At 67.9% G+C, this 13,799-nt stretch carries 11 protein-coding genes; 5 read left to right on the top strand and 6 right to left on the bottom strand.

Annotated elements, in window-relative coordinates; translation table 11 throughout:
- Positions 1–112: 112 nt before the first annotated feature.
- Positions 113–3,331, top strand: a complete 3,219-nt coding sequence (locus AC1DXX_RS09120; RefSeq protein WP_478133852.1) for a bifunctional cytochrome P450/NADPH--P450 reductase — start codon at positions 113–115, stop codon at positions 3,329–3,331.
- Between the two features lie 144 nt (positions 3,332–3,475).
- On the opposite strand, the gene AC1DXX_RS09115 is transcribed toward AC1DXX_RS09120, so the two are convergent.
- The 5 genes from AC1DXX_RS09115 to AC1DXX_RS09095 form a co-directional block, all read right to left on the bottom strand.
- The gene (locus tag AC1DXX_RS09115) at positions 3,476–4,249 is read right to left on the bottom strand and encodes an esterase/lipase family protein (RefSeq protein ID WP_478133851.1); all 774 of its coding nucleotides are present in this window, start codon (positions 4,247–4,249) and stop codon (positions 3,476–3,478) included.
- An 87-nt stretch (positions 4,250–4,336) separates the two neighbouring features.
- Positions 4,337–4,972 (bottom strand): TetR/AcrR family transcriptional regulator, encoded by a 636-nt coding sequence (locus AC1DXX_RS09110; protein WP_478133850.1) that lies wholly within the window; start codon positions 4,970–4,972, stop codon positions 4,337–4,339.
- 19 nt (positions 4,973–4,991) lie between these two features.
- The gene (locus tag AC1DXX_RS09105) at positions 4,992–5,456 is read right to left on the bottom strand and encodes a phasin family protein (RefSeq protein WP_478133849.1); all 465 of its coding nucleotides are present in this window, start codon (positions 5,454–5,456) and stop codon (positions 4,992–4,994) included.
- Positions 5,457–5,535: 79 nt separating this feature from the next.
- Complete coding sequence (locus tag AC1DXX_RS09100) at positions 5,536–6,087, bottom strand: hypothetical protein (RefSeq protein ID WP_478133848.1); 552 nt, start codon at positions 6,085–6,087, stop codon at positions 5,536–5,538.
- 137 nt (positions 6,088–6,224) lie between these two features.
- The gene (locus tag AC1DXX_RS09095; protein WP_478133847.1) at positions 6,225–7,916 is read right to left on the bottom strand and encodes a WS/DGAT/MGAT family O-acyltransferase; all 1,692 of its coding nucleotides are present in this window, start codon (positions 7,914–7,916) and stop codon (positions 6,225–6,227) included.
- Positions 7,917–8,107: 191 nt separating this feature from the next.
- On the opposite strand from AC1DXX_RS09095, the gene AC1DXX_RS09090 reads away from it, so the two are divergent.
- On the top strand, positions 8,108–10,150 hold the full coding sequence (locus AC1DXX_RS09090; protein WP_478133846.1) for a prolyl oligopeptidase family serine peptidase: 2,043 nt from the start codon (positions 8,108–8,110) through the stop codon (positions 10,148–10,150).
- Positions 10,151–10,156: 6 nt separating this feature from the next.
- Here the strand turns inward: AC1DXX_RS09090 and AC1DXX_RS09085 are convergent, their stop codons facing one another.
- Positions 10,157–10,537: a hypothetical protein gene (locus AC1DXX_RS09085; protein ID WP_478133845.1), complete on the bottom strand. Its 381-nt coding sequence runs from the start codon at positions 10,535–10,537 to the stop codon at positions 10,157–10,159.
- A 175-nt stretch (positions 10,538–10,712) separates the two neighbouring features.
- On the opposite strand from AC1DXX_RS09085, the gene AC1DXX_RS09080 reads away from it, so the two are divergent.
- The 3 genes from AC1DXX_RS09080 to rocF are packed head-to-tail and all read left to right on the top strand — an operon-like array spanning position 10,713 to position 13,697.
- On the top strand, positions 10,713–11,387 hold the full coding sequence (locus AC1DXX_RS09080; protein ID WP_478133844.1) for a response regulator transcription factor: 675 nt from the start codon (positions 10,713–10,715) through the stop codon (positions 11,385–11,387).
- Positions 11,384–12,775, top strand: a complete 1,392-nt coding sequence (locus tag AC1DXX_RS09075) for a sensor histidine kinase (protein WP_478133843.1) — start codon at positions 11,384–11,386, stop codon at positions 12,773–12,775. Before AC1DXX_RS09080 ends, AC1DXX_RS09075 begins: the two co-directional genes overlap by 4 nt.
- A 10-nt stretch (positions 12,776–12,785) precedes the next feature.
- Positions 12,786–13,697 (top strand): arginase, encoded by a 912-nt coding sequence (gene rocF, locus AC1DXX_RS09070; RefSeq protein WP_478133842.1) that lies wholly within the window; start codon positions 12,786–12,788, stop codon positions 13,695–13,697.
- Positions 13,698–13,799: the final 102 nt, after the last annotated feature.

The following is a 13,799-nucleotide window of genomic DNA, read 5'->3' as shown; positions in this document are numbered from 1 at the left end:
CTGAAGTTTCCTAAGGGAAACCCCGTCCTGCCTGCCCCCTGTGCCGTCGGGATACTCCGGGTGTCACACCCCGGATCTCCGAAGCGAGTCCATTCCAAAGGCACAACACCCCATGGCAGGCAAAAACTCGCTCTATCCGATCCCGCATCCGGCGAAGAAACCCTTCGTCGGCAACCTGCTGTCGATCGGCTCAGACTCCCCCGTGCTCGACATGTGGAAGATCGCGCAAGACCTCGGCGGCATCTACTGGCTCGACATGCCGGGGATGCCGGTGATCGTGGTGTCCGCGCCCGCGCTGGTCGACGAACTCTGCGAAGAGCCGCGCTTCGACAAGAGCACGCGCGGCGCATTGCGGCGGCTGCGCGCCGCGTCGCACGGCCTCTTCACCTCCGACACGCACGAGGAGACCTGGTCGAAGCCGCACAACATCCTGTTGGCCAACTTCAGCCAGCGTGCCATGCAGGCTTACCACCCGATGATGCTCGACATCGCGGGCCAGCTGGTCACCAAGTGGGAGCGGCTGAACTTCGACGAAGAGGTGGACGTGGTGCGCGACATGACCGCGCTCACGCTCGACACCATCGGCCTGTGCGGCTTCGGCTACCGCTTCAATTCGTTCTACCGCGAGGGCTTCCATCCCTTCRTCGACGCGATGGTGCGCACGCTGGAGACGGTGCAGAACCGCCGCGGCCTGCCGCTGGAAGAGCTGATGCTGAAGAAGGAGCTGGCCCAGCAGCGCAAGGACATCCGCTTCATGCACAAGATGGTGGAAGACATCATCGAGGAGCGGCGCGCGAGCGGGGCCGACATCGCCACCAAGCCCGACCTGCTGAGCTACATGATCGCGGGCGTGGACAAGAAGAGCGGCGAGCAGCTCACCGACAAGATGATCCGCGACGAGTGCATCGAATTCCTCATTGCGGGACATGAGACCACCAGCGGCCTGCTGTCCTTCGCGATCTATTTCCTGCTCAACAGCCCCGAGGCGATGGCCAAGGCGCAGGCCGAGGTCGACAGCGTGTTCGGCGCCGACACCTCGCAGAAGCCCACCTACGCGCAGGTCAACCGCCTGCAGTACGTGCTGCAGGTGCTGAAGGAGGCGCTGCGCCTGTACCCGACCGCGCCCGCCATCGCGATGCGCGCCAAGGAAGACACGACCATCGGCGGGCAGTACACGATCAAGAAGAAGAACATGGTCATCATGCACGCGCTCGCGCTGCATCGCGACAAGGGCGTGTGGGGCGAGGACGCCGACCAGTTCAACCCCGACCATTTCAGCCGCGAGGCCGAGCGCGAGCGGCCGGTCAATGCCTTCAAGCCCTTCGGCAACGGTCAGCGCGCCTGCATCGGGCGCCAGTTCGCCCTGCAGGAGGCCGTGCTCACGCTCGGCATGATCCTGCAGCGCTTCAACCTGGTCGATCACACGGGCTACAAGCTCAAGATCAAGGAAGCGCTCACGATCAAGCCGGAGAACTTCAAGATCAAGGCGCTGCTGCGCGATCCGGCCTCGCGTCCGCGCGGCAACGGGGAGGCCGCCGCCGCCCCCGCGACGCCGGCGCAACCCGCTGCGCGCAAGCCGCAGGCGGCGCGCCATGGCACTTCGCTGCTGGTGCTGCAGGGCTCCAACCTCGGCACCGCCGAAGACCTGGCACGGCAGCTGGCCGAGGCCGGCGAGCTGCGCGGCTTCTCCACGCAGGTGGCCTCGCTCGACGACTATGCCGAACGCCTGCCGGCCAACGGCGCCGTGGCCATCGTCTGCGCCTCGTACAACGGCGTGGCGCCCGACAACGCGGCCGAGTTCCACCGCTGGCTCGACAAGGCCGACGATGCGCTCAACGGCGTGCGCTTCAGCGTGTTCGGCTGCGGCAACACCGACTGGGCCGCCACCTACCAGGCCGTGCCGCGCCGCATCGACGAGCGGCTCGAAGCGCTCGGCGGCACGCGCGTGCATCCGCGCGGCGAAGGCGATGCGCGCGAAGACATGGACGGTGCCTTCCAGGACTGGAGCGACGCCCTTTGGCCGGAGCTCGTCAAGACCTTTGGCATCAAGGCCGGCGCCGACACGCCGGCCGAAGCCGAGCCGCTCTACACGCTCGAGGAACTGCCGCCGCCCCAGAAGAACGCGTTGGTCGATGCGCTGGGCGCGGTGGCGCTGCGCGTGATCGAGAACCGCGAGCTGCAGAACCCCGGCAGCGACACCGAAAGCGGCCGCTCCACGCGCCACGTCGAACTGACGCTGCCCGAGGGCGTGAACTACCTCCCCGGCGACCACCTGAGCGTGGTGCCGCGCAACAGCCCGGCGCAGGTCGAGCGCGCCATGGCGCGCTTCGGCTTCGACCGCTCGGCGCACGTACGCCTGCATGCCGTACCGGGCCGCAAGACGGCGCTGCCGGTCGACCAGGTGATCGCGGTCGACCGCCTGCTGGGCGACTATGTGGAGCTGCAGGACGTGGCCACGCGCAAGCAGATCGCCACGCTCGCGGCCTACACCGAGTGCCCCTTCACCAAGCCGAAGCTGGCGGCGCTGTCAGGCAGCGACGAGGCTTCGCAGGCGGCGTACAAGGCCGAGGTGCTGCACAAGCGCAAGTCGCTGCTCGAACTGCTCGAGGAGCACCGCGCCTGCCAGGTGCCGTTCGCGGTGTTCCTCGAAATGCTGTCGCCGCTCTCGCCGCGCTATTACTCGATCTCGTCGTCGCCGGCGATGACGCCGGGCCGCTGCAGCGTCACCGTGGGCGTGGTGAGCGCGCCGGCGCTCTCGGGCAACGGCACTTTCGAGGGCGTGTGCTCCAACTACCTGGCGCGCGCCGAAGCGGGCGACACCGTGCACGGCGTGATACGCGAGACCACGGCCGAGGGCTTCCGCCTGCCCGAGGACGCGATGCGCCCCCTGATCATGGTCGGGCCGGGCACCGGCCTCGCACCGTTCCGCGGCTTCCTGCAGGAGCGCGCCGCGCAGGTCGAACGCGGCGAGGCGCTGGGCGAGGCGATGCTGTTCTTCGGCTGCCGCCACCCTGAGCAGGACTTCATCTATGCCGAGGAACTCGAGACCTGGTCGCACCGCGGCCTGATGAAGCTGCACACCGCCTTCTCGCGCGCGGGCGAGCGCAAGGTCTATGTGCAGGACCTGATCCGCGAGCAGGCCACGGCCGTATGGAAGCTGCTGGAAGCTGGCGCGGTGATCTACGTGTGCGGCGACGGCGCGCGCATGGAGCCCGACGTGCGGCGCACGCTGACCGATCTGGCACGCGAGCACGGCCACGACAGCACGGCGTGGATGGACAAGATGATCGCCGACCAGCGCTACGTGCTCGACGTCTGGGCCGGGACGTAGGCATACCCCCAGGCTTGCCCACTTCGTGTGGCCGCCTTCCCCCTCGCCGGGGGCAATACCGGCGGCCCGGCAAAGCCGGTTCCGCGGTATTTCCGGAGACTCCATCGACAAGAAGCCGGCGAGTGCAGGCTTCTTGTCGGTGGCTCACATGTCGCGGTCGGGGTCCGGGTAGACCAGCGGCCCCATGAGGTCGCGGTTGAAAGGCTTCCACTGGCCTTCGGGCTGCGCCAGCCGGTCGGCCACCGCATAGAGCACCGCCGGGTGCGCACCGAGCCCCAGGTGGCTCGCCATCACTTCGATGTTTTCCGACTGCGGCCCGGTCTTCTCGATGCTGCAGCGCCAGGCGACGACGCCGTCGGTGCGGCTGAAGATCGAGGTCGTCGGCACCGGCGGCGTGGGCTCCACGAACTTCATGCGGCGCGGGTCGTGCGAACTCTGGCCGCTCACGCCTTCGTACACGAACCATGCATTGGTGGCGCGCGGGCTGCCGGAGAACGGGCTGCCGAGGGTGATGACATTGCGGATCAGGTCGGGTTGCGCGGAAGCCAGCAGCCGCGCATAGACGCCGCCAAGGCTCCAGCCGATCACGCTGACCTTCTGGCCGCTCTTTTCATGCAGGGTCTGCAGCAACTGGACCATGCCGTCTTCGACGCCTTCGCGCGGCCCCAGGTTGCGGCCCAGGCCCCAGCCGTGGGCGTCATAGCCGCGGCTGTTCAGATAACGGCGCAGCACCAGCGTGGAGGCATCGCTCGCCATCAGGCCCGGCAACACGAGCACCGAGTGCCCGTCGCCGCGCGGCGTGAGTTGCAGCAGCGGCCACATGGCGATGCCGGCGCCGGTTTCCCAGAGACCGCGCCCCTCGGCGAGCAGCAACAGGCGGGAGGGCGGAGCGATGTGATCGTGCGTGGCTGTGGTCATGGGGGCAGCTTTCTTTCCGGTTCTTTCTTTTTGTAGGACGAGCATAAGAGGCCAAAAGTTCACTTTCCCGTCGGACGACAACGCCATTTATCCGAGGTATTTGCCCCTCAGGTAATCAAGGTAAGCCCTCGATTCGCTGGAAACATACGGAGAAACCAGTGTGAGCGTGTAGAAAGCCGCCAAACCGGGGTCTGCCTGCGCCAGTGCGTCGCGTCCGGGCACCAGGCGCTCGAAGGAAAGCCAGCAGGTGGTGGTGAACACCATCTGCAGCGCCAGGATGCGCGCCTGCTCGGCGCTGGTCTCGATCACGCCCGAGGCCACCAGCCCTTCGCACAGCGTCTGGGCCGCGAGCAGGTTCTGCGCGGTGAGCGCCTGCGCCCGCTGGCCGAGGACCGGGTATTCGCCGGACAGGAAGGCCATGTCGCGGTAGATGAAGCGGTACGCGTCGATGGCCTCGAAGCGCAGGTGCAGCGCCAGCCAGAGATCGTCGATGGCGGTGATCGATGCCGAGGAGCCGTTGAGGGTTTCGAGCCGCTGCTCGAAGCGCCGGAACAGCCAATCGACGATGAGCTGCTTGGCCTTGAAGTGGTAGTGCAGGTTGCCCGGGCTCATGCCGAGTTCGGCGGCGATCTTGTGCGTCGACACGGCCGCCAGGCCTTCCGCGTTGAACAGCGCGAGGCTGGTCTGCAGGATGCGGTCGCGCGTGGTGTTGGAGCTGGCCACAACCGGCTTGTGCTGTCGCTCAGCGTTTGCCGCTGCGAGGGCCGGGGCCGGCGTTGCTTTCGAATTGCGCCAGGCGTTCGCGCAGCAGCACCACCTCTGCGCGCAGTGCCTGCACTTCCTCTGCGCTCGGCATGCCGAGGCGTTCCAGGGCGGTGGCGACGCGCTGGTCGAACACGTCCTCGAACTTGCGGATGCCGAAGCTGTCGAGGCTCGGAAAACCGCGGGTGAGCGCTGCCTTGGCGCCTGCCGCACCGGCCTTGCCCTGCCCGATGCCGAGCAGGCCCTCGATCACGTTGGCCTGGCGCTTGGCAACGTCGTTGCGCACGTTGTCCAGCGCCTTCAGGCCGGCACGCAGCAGGCCTTCGGCCTTGCCGGGTGCGGCGGGCTTCTTCGCAGCAGGCGCCGCCTTGCGGGGCGCTGCTGCGGAAGCCGCTTTCTTCCTGGCTGCCGGTGCTTTCTTTGCAGGCGTTGCCTTCTTCTTCAACTTTGAAGTTTCGTCAGTGCGGCTCGCCATGCATTGCTCCAGGTACCAGAAAGAAAAAAGGCGCAGAGCGCCTTGGGGGTCAGGCTGCCTTGCGGGCAGCAGCGCGGCGAACCGGCTTCTTGGCCACGGCGGCCTTGGCCTTCACGGTACGCACGGGCTTGGCTGCTTCGCCGCCAACGCGCGTTTCGATCTGCTTGGCACCGGCGGCGATCTTGTCGGCGATCTGCACCGAGACGGTGGCGATCGGCTGGTTGATGGCGTGCAGGGTGTTGAGCACCGAGGTGGCGACCGGCGATTCGACGCGAGCCACGCGGCTGGCGACCGATTCGATGCCGCTGGTGGTGCCGGCGGCAACGCGGTCCATCACCGAGACGATGCGGCTGGTGTCGATGTCGAGGCGGTTGGCCAGGAAGCCGTTGATCTTCTCTTGCGCACCGATCAGGTTGGCCTTGACCTGTTCGCTCACCAGCGGAATCTGGCGGCTGCCGAGGAAGCTGCTGTAGCGCGAAGCGGCGCCGCCCAGGAGGCGATGCACGCCGGTGCGGTAGGCGCCCACCAGGGTCTTGCCGGCGTCGTTGTACTGGCCGACGACGTGGATGGCTGCAGAAGCGAGGGTGGTTTGCGTGGACATGAAGATTTCCTTGAAGTTGAGTGGGTCACGGGTTTCGCGATGAGCCAATCTTCTTCCGAAGGGCCTAGGCCTGCAAAACTAGAACCGTCGGAAAACTAGTCCAACTGCCCCAATTTTCTGGCCTGTGCCCCTTCCGATCATGCCGCAGCAGCCCTCGAGGCGCTGGCCCGCTTGGCCGATGGAGCCTTTCGGGCTGCTGGCTTGGCGGTCGTCTTGATGGCGGTCTTGCCTGCCGTCTTGGCGGGGGCCTTCCTGGCCGCGGCCTTGACCGGTGCGGCGGTCTTGCGGCTCGCACTCACCGGTGCCTTCTTGCGTGCCGCCGGTTTCTTCGCAGTGGGCGCGGCCTTCTCCGCCACCGGGGCGGGCTCGGCGGCAGGCTTGGCAGGCGCGGCTGCGGCACCTGCGGCCGCCGGATGCTTCTGCGTCAGGTCCATCAGCAGCTTGTGCTCGGCCAGCATGTAGTCGCCGATCTCGGTGATGTCGGGCACCGCGCGGCGGCAGGCGATCAGGCCGTAGTCCATGCGGCCGTTGTAGCTCTGCACCGTCACGTTGAGCGCCGTGCCGTGGCTGGCGATCGATACCGGGTAGTAGCAGGTCACCAGCGCGCCCGCGAAGTACATCGGGAACGGCGCGCCCGCCACGTTGGAGATGGCCACGTTGGCGGCCGGCGGCAGCAGGTTCACGAGGCCCGAGCGGCCCACCATCGACGCGATGCCCGACACCAGCCAGGGTGCCGCGAAGGTCGGGAAGTCGTCGAGGATCACGGCCTTGAAGCGGTTCATGGTCGACTTCGAGCTGGTCGACGATGCGTTGATCGCCTTCAGCCGCTGCACCGGGTCGGTGATGTCGGTGGCCAGGCTCACGAGGATCATGCTGGCCTGGTTGTTGGCGGTCTCGTCGCCGGCTTCGCGCAGGCTCACCGGCACGCCGGCCACCAGCGGCTTGGCCGGCAGTTCGTTGTTGTCGGCCAGGTAGTGGCGCAGCGCGCCGGCCACGGTGGYCATGACCACGTCGTTGAGCGACACGCCGAAGTGCTTGGCGACGTACTTGGTCTCGGCCAGCGAGATGGTGCGGCCGGCGAAGGTGCGCTGGTTGGTGATCGACACGTTGAGCGAGGTGCGCGGCGCAAAGAGGTTGAACTTCTTCGGCGCGGTGGCGGCGGCCTTCTCGGCCGCCTTCTCGTCGGGCCTGGCGAGACCGCCGAGCGCACGCGCGATGGCGGGCGCCATCTTGAAGAGCTTGACGTACTGCTGCGCCGTGTTGCGCAGCGCCGCGGTCGCGAGCTCTGCCATCCCGAGCTGGTAGCCGCTGCTGCGCGGACGTGCGCGCGGCGGCTTGACCACGCGGCCCGTGGGCTCGAGGTCGAAGATGGCCTTGCCGAGCGCCACGCCGGCCTGCCCGTCGATGCCCGCATGGTGCACCTTGGTGTAGAGCGCCACCTGCCCGCTCTTCAGGCCGTCGATGATGAAGAACTCCCACATCGGACGGCTGCGGTCGATCAGCGTGGAATGCAGCCGCGCGACGTACTGCTGCAGTTGCCGGTTGGTGCCGGGCTTGGGCAGCGTGATGTGGCGCACGTGGTAGTCGAGGTCGATGTCGTTGTCCTCCACCCACACCGGGTTGGTCATGTCGAAGGGCATGAGCGCGAGCTTGCGCGTGAACACGTCGGCCAGGTGGATGCGGCTGGCCATGAACTGCTTGGCGTCCTCGTAGAAGTCGCCCTGGTAGCCCTTGGGCAGGTCGAGCACGTTGAGCGAGCCCACGTGCATCGGCATTTCAGGCGTTTCCAGGTGCAGGAAGGTGGCATCAAGACCGCTCAGGTGTTTCATGTGTCGTGTCTCCTTGGTGGGGCATGCGCCGTTCGGCAGGATACCCCGCACATGGCGCTCCGGGGGCCCTGCCTCCTTCAGTGTTTCCACCGGGGGTGGCGCCGGGGTTTGCCCCAAGTAATGAAAAAGTGGCCGTGGCCGCAACAACTGCTCACAGGGCTGCTTTCACAAGGGCTCCGTACACTGCGGCCATGACATCCAGCCTTCCCCCGCAGCAGCAAGACGACCACCTCTGGCTCGAAGACATCGACGGCGACGCCCCGCTGGACTGGGCCCGGCAGGAGAACGCGAAGACGGTGCAGGCCTGTGCGCAGTCGCCCGCCTTCAAGGCGCTCGAGCGGGGCATCCTCGAGGTGCTCGACTCGGACGACCGCATTCCGATGGTCCGCAAGATCGGCCCGCGCTTCTACAACTTCTGGCGCGACAAGGCGCATCCGAAGGGCGTGTGGCGCCGCACCACGCTGGCCGAGTACCGCAAGCCGCAGCCCGCCTGGGAGACGGTGATCGACCTCGACGCACTGGCCGCAGCCGACAAGGAGAACTGGGTCTGGCACGGCGCCGACTGCCTGGAGCCCGACTACAAGCGCTGCCTGATCTCGCTCTCGCGTGGCGGCGCCGATGCCGACGTGGTGCGCGAATTCGACCTCGAGCGCAACCAGTTCATCGAAGGCGGCTTCGCGCTGCCGGAGGCGAAGAATCATGTGGCGTGGAAAGACATCGACCACCTCTACGTGGCCACCGACTTCGGCCCCGGCTCGATGACCAGCTCGAGCTACCCGCGCATCGTGAAGGAGTGGAAACGCGGCACGCCGCTGGCCAGCGCCGTGACGGTCTACGAGGGCGCGCACGAGGACATGTCCGTCAGCGCCTACCGCGACAACACGCCCGGCTTCGAACGCGACTTCGTCTCGCGCCAGATCGATTTCTACGAAAGCGAAACCTGGCTGCGCGGTGCGGACGGAAAGCTCGCCAAGATCGACGTGCCCGACGATTCCATCACCGAGATCACCCGCGAGTGGATGCTGATCGAGCCGCGCGAAGACTGGACCGTGGGTGGCAAGACCTACAAGTCCGGCTCGCTGCTGGCCGCGAAGTTCGACGACTACATGGCCGGCCAGCGCGAGATCACCGTGCTGTTCGAGCCCGACGACACCACCGCGCTCGACAGCCATTCGTGGACGCGGCATCACCTGATCCTCAACGTGATGCACGACGTGGTGAACAGGCTCGAAGTGCTCACGCCGCAGGCAGGCGCATGGCGACGCGAGAGCCTCGGCGGCGCGCCGGCGCTCTCCACCATCGCGGCCGGCGGCATCGACGAGGACGAAAGCGACGACTACTTCCTGACGGTGAGCGGCTTCCTGCAGCCGACCACGCTCTACATCGGCACCATCGGCCAGGGCGAGCCCGAGGTGCTGAAGGACAGCCCCGGCTTCTTCGATGCCTCGCGCTACCAGGTGAGCCAGCATTTCGCTGTGTCGAAGGACGGCACGCGCGTGCCCTACTTCGAGATCGCCGCCAAAGACCTTGTGGCCGACGGCAGGAACCCGACGCTGCAGTACGCCTATGGCGGCTTCGAGATTTCGCTGCAGCCGAGCTACAGCGGCAGCATCGGCCGTGCCTGGCTGGCCCAGGGCGGCGTCTACGTGATCGCCAACATCCGCGGCGGCGGCGAGTACGGTCCGCGCTGGCACCAGGCTGCGCTGCAGGAGAACCGGCTGCGCACCTGCGAAGACTTCGCTGCCGTGTCCGAAGACCTGTTCGCGCGCAAGATCACCTCGCCCGCGCACCTCGGCGCGATGGGCGGCAGCAACGGCGGCCTGCTGATGGGCAACATGCTCACGCTCTACCCGCAGCTCTACGGCGCGATCGTGAGCGAGGTGGCGCTGCTCGACATGCGCCGCTACACCCACCTGTCGGCCGGTGCCTCGTGGATCGCGGAGTACGGCGACCCGGACCAACCCGAGGAGTGGGAATGGATCCGGTCCTTCTCGCCCTACGAGAACGCGAAGGCCGGCCAGAGCTATCCGCCGGCGCTCTTCACCACTTCGACGCGCGACGACCGCGTGGGCCCGGTGCATGCACGCAAGATGCACGCGAAGCTGGCTGCGCTGGGATACGACAGCAGCTTCTACGAGAACATGGAAGGCGGCCACAGCGCGGCCTCGGACAACAAGGAGTCGGCCTTCATGGACGCGCTGGGCTATGCCTACCTGTGGAAACACATCGGGTAAGGCCGCCTACTGGACAAAGACAGGCCCCACCACCTGCCCCGAACCATAGGCCTCACCGGAGCGCCGACGGAAGCGGCGCTCTCGCCGGTCCAGCCGTTCTCGCAGTTCACCGCAAGTCATCGGCTCGCCCGTGCTGTAGCGCCCGTCGTGGCAGGGGTCGCCGAAGCGATGGCGGCGCTCTTCTTCCTCGCGGTCCAGCTGCCTCAACAGCTCGCCGCAGCTCATGGCCCTGCCATAGCTGTAGCGGCCGTCCCGGCAAGGGTCGTGGCCGGACTGCTCCATGCTGTCGAACCCCGAGACCAACTCGGCCGCTGCCGCGGATGCGAAGAAGAGAACCCCCGCTAGAACGACGACTTCGAACAGCCCGACGGTGAGGAAGATGCGCATCGTGCCCGCTCCAAGGCCTGCTGAATTTGCCTGCCGTGCGGCCGATCTTCTTCCTGCAACATGGAGCGAACATTGCGCCGGCATCTCGCCGCCGGCGCAATACTGACGCAATGCGGCCTGCCTAAAGTGCGGCACGCCGACGGTCCGGCGACGCATTCTTCAAAGGAACATCACGGTGCGCATCCTGTTGGTGGAAGACGAGCCCGAGATGGCGTCGGTCCTGCGGACCGCGCTGCACAAGCGCGGCATCCTGGTGGACCATGCGGCCACGCTGGCCGACGGCGCCCGCTACGCCGATGCCGCGCCCTACAACGCGCTGGTGCTCGACCGCCGGCTGCCCGACGGCGACGGCCTGGCGCTGGTGTCGGACCTGCGCGCTGCCGGCAACCATGTGCCGGTGCTCATGCTCACGGCGCGCGATGCGCTGGACGACCGCATCGCGGGGTTGGACGCGGGCGCCGACGACTACCTCGGCAAGCCCTTCGCCGTCGAAGAGCTGCTGGCCCGCCTGCGCGCGCTCCTGCGCAGACCCGCCGCGGCGCTGCCCGACGTGCTGCGCATCTCGGCCCTCTCGTTCGACTTCACGCATTGCGAGGCCAGCGTCGCCGAGCAGCGGCTGGAGCTGCCGCGCCGCGAATTGCTGGCGCTCGAGACCCTGGTGCGGCGCGCGGGCCGGACGGTCCTGCGCGGCGCGCTGGAGCGCGCGGTGTTCGGCTTCGACGCCGAGATCCAGTCCAATGCGCTCGACACGCACGTCTCGCGCCTGCGCAAGAAGCTCGCGGACCTCGGCGCCGGGGTGGAGATCTGCAGCGTCCGCGGCGTGGGCTATCTCTTGCGGGCAAGCCCATGACCCAGTCCGCGCAGCCTTCGCTCAAGCGCCGGTTGATTCGCCAGCTGGTGCTGCTGCAGGTTGCGATCCAGCTGCTGGTGATTGGCGTGCTGATGGCGTCGGGGTACCTGATCGATTTCACGTCGACGGAGAACACCGTCGAGATCCTGCAGGAGGCGGTGGTGCGCGATGCGACCGGCAAGCTGTCCATGCGGCCGACCCGGCGGCTGGTGGCCCTGCGACGGTCCGTGCCGCATCTCTGGTTCTCGGTCCGGGATCACCAGGGCGGGCAGGTCGTGGAAGGGCAGGTACCGCCCGAGTTCGCACGCATCGGCGACACGCTCGACCAGGTCCGCCAGGCGCGCCTGGGCTGGAACATGGGCGATCCGCCGCGGCAAGCGGCGCGCATGCGCTGGGTGGACTCCGCGGCCGGCGACGTGCAGATACTGACCGGGCCGGACAGCCCCATCACCTGGCGCTTCCTGGGCCTCTCCGTGCTGCTGCTGATGCTCCAGCTGGTGCTGCCGATCATGGCGGTTACCGTCGCGGCGACGCTGCTGGCCACGCACTTCGTGGTGCGGCGAACCCTGAAGGGCCTGAACGCCGCGGCGGCGCGCGCCGGCCAGATCGACGCCCACCAGCGCGGCGTGCGCCTGCCGCTGTCCGATGTGCCGGGCGAGGTGGCAACGCTGGTCGGCGCGTTCAACGCTGCGCTCCAGCGGCTCGACGACGGCCATGCACGCCACGAGCGCTTTCTGGCCGATGCCGCGCATGAACTGCGCACGCCCCTCGCCATCCTGAACACCCGGCTCGAGAACCTGCCGGACAGCCCCGACAAGCATCATCTGCTGACCGATGCCGCGCGGCTGTCCGTGCTGGCGGGCCAGTTGCTGGACCTGCAGCGCATGAAGGGCAGCGCGGACCGGCTGCAGCGCTTCGACCTGGTGGAGATGGCGCGCGACGTGGTCGCCGAGATGGCCCCGCTGGCCCTGGCGGCGGGCTACGACATTTCGTTCGAGCCGCCGGCCGAGCGCGTCGAGATCGAAGGCGACCGCGATGCGCTCGTGCGCGCGCTGACCAACCTCGTGCAGAACGCGATCGACCACGCAGGCGGCCAGGGCAGCGTGGTGGTGCGCGTCGGTGCCTCGGGCAGCATCGACGTGATCGACGACGGACCGGGCATCCCCCCAGCGCAGCGCGCGCATGTCTTCAAGCCCTTTTACCGCCTGCACGCCACGGGGCCGGGCACCGGGCTCGGCCTGAGCCTGGTGCAGGAGATCGTGCGCCTGCATGGCGGCGATGTGTCGGTGCACGACGGCCCGGAGGGCGGGTCGCTTTTTCGCATGCGCTTCCCGCACAATCGGCCATCCAGCGCCCCGGAAGCGGGAAACTCCACCGGCAGGACATGACAGCCCGACCATGAACACCACCCTCGAACTGATCGGTGCGCCGACCGACATCGGCGCCAGCGTCCGGGGCGCCGGCATGGGCCCCGACGCGCTGCGCGTGGCCGGGCTCCCCGAAGCGCTCGCGCGGCAGGGCTTCACGGTCATCGACCGCGGCAACCTCGCCGGCCCGGCCACGCCCTGGGCGCCGCCGGCGAACGGCCTGCGCCACCTCGACGAGGTGATCGCCTGGAACCGCTCGGTCTACGCCGCCGTCGACACCGCGCTGGGCGCCAACCATGTGCCGCTGATGATGGGCGGCGACCATTGCCTGGCCATCGGTTCGGTCAGCGCCGTGGCCTGGCATGCGCGCAAGCGCGGCAGGAAGCTGCGCGTGCTGTGGCTCGACGCACACTCCGACGTCAACACCGAAACCACCAGCCCCAGCGGCAACCTGCACGGCATGCCGGTCTCATGCCTGCTGGGCCATGGCCCCGCGGAACTGACCGGCTGGAGCGGCGAGCCCGCGGCACTGGCGCACGAGGCCATCCGCTTCATCGGCATCCGCAGCGTCGATGCCGACGAGAAGGAAGCCATCCGCACGCTGGGCCTGAACGTGTTCGACATGCGCCACATCGACGAGCACGGCATGCGCACCACCATGACCGAGGCGCTGCAGGACGTGGACGAAGACACCCACCTGCACGTGAGCTTCGACCTCGACTGCCTCGACCCGGCCGATGCGCCCGGCGTGGGCACCGGCGTGCGCGGCGGACCGACCTACCGCGAGATGCAGCTCTGCATGGAAATGATCGCCGACACCGGCCGGCTCGGCTCGCTCGACGTGGTGGAGCTCAACCCCGCGCTCGACGTGCGCAACCAGACCGCCGAGGTGGCGGTGGAGCTGATCGAGAGCCTGTTCGGCAAATCCACGCTGGTGCGGTAGCGCCGCCGATCAGGGCCGGCAACTCAGTTTTCCATAGCGCCACCCGCAGCCCATGAAACCGCCACGGCCCGTTCGCGGGACACCGCGGAACCGGCTTCGCCG

This window comes from Variovorax sp. P4_B10 (assembly GCF_056402375.1).
Note: the sequence above shows the minus strand (reverse complement) of the source record. Positions and strands in the feature narration are given on the sequence as shown.

Bases quoted from the DNA above. Each gene is read 5' to 3' on its own strand.
- AC1DXX_RS09115 (WP_478133851.1), bottom strand. From the start codon at position 4,249: ATGACCACAGCCACGCACGATCACATCGCTCCGCCCTCCCGCCTGTTG.
- AC1DXX_RS09100 (WP_478133848.1), bottom strand. From the start codon at position 6,087: ATGTCCACGCAAACCACCCTCGCTTCTGCAGCCATCCACGTCGTCGGC.
- AC1DXX_RS09090 (WP_478133846.1), top strand. From the start codon at position 8,108: ATGACATCCAGCCTTCCCCCGCAGCAGCAAGACGACCACCTCTGGCTC.
- AC1DXX_RS09085 (WP_478133845.1), bottom strand. From the start codon at position 10,537: ATGCGCATCTTCCTCACCGTCGGGCTGTTCGAAGTCGTCGTTCTAGCG.
- AC1DXX_RS09075 (WP_478133843.1), top strand. From the start codon at position 11,384: ATGACCCAGTCCGCGCAGCCTTCGCTCAAGCGCCGGTTGATTCGCCAG.
- rocF (WP_478133842.1), top strand. From the start codon at position 12,786: ATGAACACCACCCTCGAACTGATCGGTGCGCCGACCGACATCGGCGCC.